This is a genomic window from Treponema sp. R80B11-R83G3 (assembly GCF_054786115.1).
The window spans coordinates 54,583-60,850 of sequence record NZ_BDHF01000011.1 but is presented as its reverse complement, the minus strand read 5'-3'; the positions used below and the strand labels follow the sequence as shown (position 1 = coordinate 60,850).

Sequence of the window (6,268 nt, the reverse complement as noted above, 5' to 3'; positions counted from 1 at the left end):
CCCCCCCCCCCCCCCCCCGTGTAATAACAGCTTTACAAGTAAAGAAATATCACTTTTTTCACATATTTATAGCAATCTCAAAAAAATACCGGGTTACTCCGAATGCACAAGCCGCCAAAAGTCAGGCAAAAATATGAAAAACATTAGAACGTTTTATAGTTTGCTGTCTTTATTTTTTCTTTTTACAGGTATGGTCATATACCTTTTGTTCAGAAATTTAAATAATATGCTTCTATTTATATGGATACCAAAACCCGTATTTTTAAATGAAAAATTAGCGCAAATACAACCGTCAATATTTTCGGACATTCTGTTGTACAACATACCCGATACCCTTTGGTTCGTATCAGCAATATTATTCTTAAGATTTATCTGGTTTTACAAAACTAAAGAACAAACCATATATATTACCTGTTTCTACATAATCGGACTTGTTTTTGAGATATGCCAAATATCGGAAAAAGTACCCGGCACGTTTGACTGGCTAGATTTACTTTTCTTGAGTATAGGCGCTTTCGTTGAAGGCTTACTATATAAAAAATTTATTTTAAGGAGATTGACATGAAAGAAAAAATGACGCCGCACATCATTGCGGCAGGGGCTTTGGTGGTTTTTATTGTATTGGGGTTGGCTTGTGCGTCTGTGCCGCCAGCAGCGCCAATAATTGTAAAAACATACGAAATGCAGAAAATGTCTGCCGCAGACACATTGAAAGGTAAAAGCGCAGTTGTATTTAAACTTGCAATGGCAGCAAAGATTTTGCCAAAACAGGCAGTAACAAGAAGTAGCGGCGGTGGCGGGCTTGTTGGCGCAGTATTAGCCGGAGGTGCAAATTTAATTGATTTTAACAACTTCAAGGAAAGCATTACCAGTGAATCTTATTTGAGGCAGCAACAGGATATTTTGGACAGAAGACAGAAGGTTTTTCTTGAGACTTTCTCCGCGCGCTATGCCGAACTTAATGGCGCAAAAACGACAGATGTCGCATTTAATTTTAGCGGCGTTCCGACGGCTGATTATTTCAGTAAAGCAAATACGGAAATAAAATCAAAGATCGCCGAAATTTGCAAAGAAAATAATACGGATTTTGCAATAACTATGGTAGGGCAACAGGTTTATTCTGAGACCATGTATACGGATCCAATATCCGCATCTTCAACAATAAATGTTGAAGTTTGTTTATTTGACAAAACAGGAACCTTAATCGCACAGGGGCAAATAGAAACAGTACAATCAACGGCAGGAACAACAGGAGACGCCAAAAACTTCCGTGTGCTTTTAGACGATGCTTTTGAAAACATTGTTTTAATGCTTCCTGCGCTTGGCGGTAACGGAGAAAAATCAGGGAAGAAAGAATTTGTATTGCCGCCGCCTGATACCGGTGATACAAGGGAAGCCGGTCCTGACGAAACAGTACTTGTAATACGGCGAATTGACAAGTTTGTTGGCTGGCAGACTAATATAGTTATTGACAAAGGTTCTGACGGGGAACGTTCCATATATCTTATACCCAAAAAAGAAATCCGTGTCGTAATACCTAACGGTACACACACGGTTGACGCTGAAATACCTGAAGGAACAAAGGAAAAGAATGATCCGCTTACAATTACCGCTTCCGGTACTCCTATTACATATACGTTGAGTGTAAAAGGTACTATGGGACAGGGTAATCTGAAAGATAACGAGCGTTTCACATGGAAACAAGTAAACAAATAATGATATTTAACTGCTAACACGAAGGTGGCTGTTACCGAAAAGGTAACAGTTGCCTTGCGTGTACACTAAATGTCGGCGGACAGTAAGCGCATAATTTTACATCTTAGGAGGATGAAAATGTTTTACGCAAAGAAAATATTAGCTGGTATTGCTTTTTTTGCAATATTTTCAAGTTGTCTTACGTATCAGGGACAATATGATACGAGCGTTCCTATGGCTGAACAGGTTACGTTGGTGATTCAAAGACCTCTAGACCTAGTATCAGTTAATGGCAACGATGTCGATGTAGGTTTAATAGCTTGGTCGCCATTTGGCTCTAGTTCAATTAGATTGCCCGTTGGCGAACACACACTTGGATTTGCCTATAGATCCATAGCTTCGGATAGTCAATATCGATATACAATAACTGGAAGTAATACTGTAACTTACAACTTTGAATCTGGATACACATACTATGCTTCTTCATATACCGAAGTACTTGGGGCAAAATATTCAGATGTTGACACGGCTTTCATCGCTAATTTATCAGGAGGATTTAAAGTTGCAATACAAAGAAAGGAGAAGGAACAAAGCGGAGTATATACTGCTTTTGAGAATGGATATATAGCAGGAATAAGCAGGGGGGCAATAAATGCAGTTGGCTTGGACATTGGTGCTGTTCCTTTTGGTTTTATAGTTGATTTTGGAAAATTAGCATTTGGTATTGAAACCAATGTAGGTATGAACTTCGGATGGAAACCAAATCCGCTTAAAGATGAATTTGAGAAATACGATATATATGATGATAACATACCTATGGACCTTGAATTATCGGCTGGTGGATTGTTTTGTCTTTATTTTAATAGCAACAATGGTAAAGCTTTTGGTATTGGTGTAGGCGGTGGATATACAACAAGTATGTTTAGTATGTTTGGTTCTGGAGATTACGGGATACGCTATTATGATCATAACACTTATGAATATGTCGAGACAGCCCCTTTTCCAAATGGACTTTGGTATATCCGTGGCGCAATTATTCCAAGTAGAAGAACAAAGTTCACTATATATTTTGATTATTATTTGAAAGATTTGTTACCGGAAATTCCTCCAAATAAATCTTCTCCCGGTACTATGGATTTTCAAGAATATTATAAAAGTATCGCTAAGCATCCACGCAACTGGAATAGCTGGGGTATAGGTTTATCGGGCAAATTTTATTAATGGTAGCGCAGCAGTCTGACACCACTTTTCGGTAGCGTCCCTGATAAACAGGTGACGCTTGTTATAGTGTTTGCATAGGTAATCACAAACAGCGAGCATAAGCATCGCTAAAAAATAAAATTAGCGGCAAAGCCGCAAGGAGAAAATTATGGCAATAATTAACGAAGTAAACGAAGTCCTGCACAGGATACGGGTAAAACTCTACCCAAACTACCTGCCATCCGCCGAAGGCGCATATCTGGCAAGAACCGTCAGCGAAGCGTCCCTCAACATTGAACAGGTATGCGCCGCACTCAAAAACAGGGGCGGCTTCACAGGCGACTACGAAGACCTCATCAACTACGTAAAAGAGTTCTTCGATGAAGCCGCCTACCAGCTATGCGACGGCTTCGCCGTCAACACAGGGTATTACTCCATCCACCCCAACATCGGCGGAACCTTCAACAACGCCGCCGAAATGCACGACCACAAAAAACACCCCATCAGCTTCCGCTTCCGCATCCAGAACAAACTCCGCAGACTAGCCGAAAACATCAAAGTAGAAGTCGAAGGCATAGCCGACGTAAACGGCTGGATAGACGAGTTCATAGACGTAGAAGCCGACTCGATAAACCACGTAGTAACAAGCGGCAACCAGTTCATAATCCACGGGCATAAAATCAAAGTAGCCGGAGACAACCCCGGCGTAGGAGTCTTCTTTCTGGACGAAGAAGGCAACAACCCAACAAAAGTAACCAAACAGGCGGAAAACACCTCATCCAAAATAATCGGCATAATTCCCCCAACCCCCGGCAGCCCCCTACAACTGGAAATCCGCACCCAATATACCGGCTCAAGCGACAAGTTCTTAAAACACTCCGTGTTATAAAAGCCAACTTCCCCCTGCAAGAGCCGTAAACTAGCCTAGCGCAAGGTATCAAGCAAGCCTAGCGCAAAGAGTCAAGCTAAGCTTGCGCAAAATGTTGCGCTAGGCTTGCGCAGGGGGCTGAGCTAGGTTAGCGCAAGGGGCTGACCTAGCAATATCAGGGGGTGAGAGGGAAAAACGGTTTTTAAGCCGCCCGTTGGGCGGCAGGGATGTTAATAAATGCCGGCGGGCAATAAACGCATAATTTACATCTTTAGGAGGATGAAAATGAAAAAGATTGAAAATCAGGACAATCTTTATAACCAGTATTTAATATTCGGGATTATTGGCTCTATAAGCGGAACAATTATTGCGGTGTTTAACATTGTTTTTAATGTTGTTACTTCAACTATCGCACCGATCAATAATATAATTATTGTTTTTAGCTTTATTTATATGCCCGTTATAATTATTGCGTTATTTTTTGCCGCAAAATGGAACCAAGTATATAAACAAACAATTGATTTTCCTGTAAAATTTATGTATGCGCTAAAACTTGCAGGCGTAACTGGTCTTTATCAAAACAATAGAGGAAATTTTTCACAAATTAAAGACACGCTTAGAGGAGATACTCAAATAGGGAAAGTATACAAGGTAAAAATAATTCTTTATCATGGTTATGAATTATTGAGAAGCATAGAAAAACTACTAGAAAAAATAATAACAGAAAGTATAAATAATGAAGTAAAAATAATAATCGCTGAAGACAATGGTGATTTAATAAATGATGTATGGAACATGGAAAGTGTTCACAGTGGAGATCCAATAACAGCTATTAAGAAAGATGGACAAAAGCATCAGAAAGAAGCTTTTGAGATAATTAAAAAATTAAAAAAGCTTGCAATAAGCACACATAAACATTTTGATTATAAACGATTTACTACACAGGTGCGTTATTCAGTCATTATTATTAATAATGTATGGGCATGGTGGACGCCTTATCACACAGGTTTAACAGTTCCTGAAACTATGTCTTTTGTATTGGAGAAAGAAGTAAAAGCTAACGAAGAAACTATTTGCGGTCAGTGTCTAGGACATTTCAATTCATTGTGGAAAATATTACCTGATCCGCCTATAAATGAAATACAAAATGTTACCGCCATAACTAAAAAAGGAGCCAAACCATGAAGAAAATCGCAGTAGCGGCAATTTTACTGTTTGCCGTATTCGCAACCAACACATTTGGGCAGACAACCGCAGAAGAATTGGTTAAAAAGGGCGGAGAATATTTTGATAAAGGCGATTATGCCAACGCAATAACAGCGTACAGCGAGTCAATTAAGCTTGACAGTACCAATTCTTACGCATATTGGGGTAGAGGTGATTGCTATTTAAATACTGGAAATTATAATGCAGCTATTGCTGATTATAGTAAGGTAATAACTGATATGCCATATACTGCACGAATTTATATTGATTTTGATTCTGATAAGATAATAAAGGATGAGCCTATTGCATACGTTTATATTAATAGAGGGAGAGCATATATTGGTACAAAGAATTACGACGCGGCTATTGCCGATTTTAATAAAGCTTTTAGCCTCAATTCCGATTCATTGAATCCAATAGATTACATATTTCGTGGCATTGCCTACGGAGCAAAAGGCTTATATCACAAAGCAATAGCGGATTTCAAAACAGGTTTGGAAAAAGGCTTTGACCCAAGCGGTTTTACCGTAGACAAAACCAATAAGGCGGATATGTGGTTTTGCGGAGCAATGTATATGGAGATAATAGTAAACCGCTTTCTTGGCAAAAACGATGTTGTTACCAAATATGAAAACTGGTTAAAAACAGTCAGCGATAAAGACAAAGTAACCCGTCAGGAGATAGAAGCTTTTTACCGTGACAATATCCGCTCCCTCATCTCCGATGTCATGGACGAGGAGTTTAATAAGTTTAGTTTTCCATTAAGAAATTTATCAGCAGATAGAACGTATAATTCAGTTTTATCACGAAATTATAAGACAGGAGAATATGTTTTAAGTTATGAAAGACCAGAAAACAAAAATAGCAGAAAGGAACTTTCTGCTCAGACGCTAAATGCATTATTGGTTGCTATGCGAAATAAGAAAACGGATAATAAACCAGATTTTGTCCAGTTCGATTTAGACACTGTTCGCACCCAAGCCGCGTTGATCCCGGCGGCTGTTTTGAGCAATACGGCACTGAATGAGGTAAAAGATATTTTGACCAATTTTTATATCAACCCCAACGCCGGGACATATACGTGCGTTAAAGAAACACACATTGTATTATCTAATGCAATAATATCGACAAAAAATATCAGGTATGGAGATGTTTATCACGCATATGAAAGAGTTATTTATGCATTTAATGAAGGTTTGGTACAAAAAGTCATAGACGATGTGCGGGTATCCAGTACGGTTACCACTCTCACCCGTGAGCAGCAGCGGCGGTTGGTGGAGTCAAGGTAACGCAAAAGCA

At 39.2% G+C, this 6,268-nt stretch carries 5 protein-coding genes; all 5 read left to right on the top strand.

Translation table 11 applies throughout. From position 1 onward, the window contains the following. The first annotated feature begins 561 nt into the window (after window positions 1-561). The 5 genes from ACYVRH_RS02995 (at window position 562) to ACYVRH_RS02975 (ending at window position 6,258) form a co-directional block, all read left to right on the top strand. Window positions 562-1,716 carry a hypothetical protein gene (locus ACYVRH_RS02995; RefSeq protein WP_461255449.1) on the top strand — a complete coding sequence of 385 codons (1,155 nt, stop codon included), beginning with the start codon at window positions 562-564 and terminating at the stop codon, window positions 1,714-1,716. 111 nt (window positions 1,717-1,827) lie between these two features. Further along, window positions 1,828-2,916: a hypothetical protein gene (locus tag ACYVRH_RS02990; RefSeq protein ID WP_461255448.1), complete on the top strand. Its 1,089-nt coding sequence runs from the start codon at window positions 1,828-1,830 to the stop codon at window positions 2,914-2,916. Window positions 2,917-3,064: 148 nt separating this feature from the next. Further along, window positions 3,065-3,784 carry a DNA-binding domain-containing protein gene (locus ACYVRH_RS02985; RefSeq protein ID WP_461255447.1) on the top strand — a complete coding sequence of 240 codons (720 nt, stop codon included), beginning with the start codon at window positions 3,065-3,067 and terminating at the stop codon, window positions 3,782-3,784. A gap of 264 nt (window positions 3,785-4,048) precedes the next feature. Then, the gene (locus ACYVRH_RS02980; protein ID WP_461255446.1) at window positions 4,049-4,948 is read left to right on the top strand and encodes a hypothetical protein; all 900 of its coding nucleotides are present in this window, start codon (window positions 4,049-4,051) and stop codon (window positions 4,946-4,948) included. Then, window positions 4,945-6,258 carry a tetratricopeptide repeat protein gene (locus tag ACYVRH_RS02975; RefSeq protein ID WP_461255445.1) on the top strand — a complete coding sequence of 438 codons (1,314 nt, stop codon included), beginning with the start codon at window positions 4,945-4,947 and terminating at the stop codon, window positions 6,256-6,258. The genes ACYVRH_RS02980 and ACYVRH_RS02975 overlap by 4 nt, the downstream gene beginning before the upstream one ends. Window positions 6,259-6,268: the final 10 nt, after the last annotated feature.

What these genes read in the sequence shown, in the direction of transcription:
- ACYVRH_RS02995 (WP_461255449.1), top strand. Translation starts at nt 562, where the DNA reads ATGAAAGAAAAAATGACGCCGCACATCATTGCGGCAGGGGCTTTGGTG.
- ACYVRH_RS02990 (WP_461255448.1), top strand. Translation starts at nt 1,828, where the DNA reads ATGAAAATGTTTTACGCAAAGAAAATATTAGCTGGTATTGCTTTTTTT.
- ACYVRH_RS02985 (WP_461255447.1), top strand. Translation starts at nt 3,065, where the DNA reads ATGGCAATAATTAACGAAGTAAACGAAGTCCTGCACAGGATACGGGTA.
- ACYVRH_RS02980 (WP_461255446.1), top strand. Translation starts at nt 4,049, where the DNA reads ATGAAAAAGATTGAAAATCAGGACAATCTTTATAACCAGTATTTAATA.
- ACYVRH_RS02975 (WP_461255445.1), top strand. Translation starts at nt 4,945, where the DNA reads ATGAAGAAAATCGCAGTAGCGGCAATTTTACTGTTTGCCGTATTCGCA.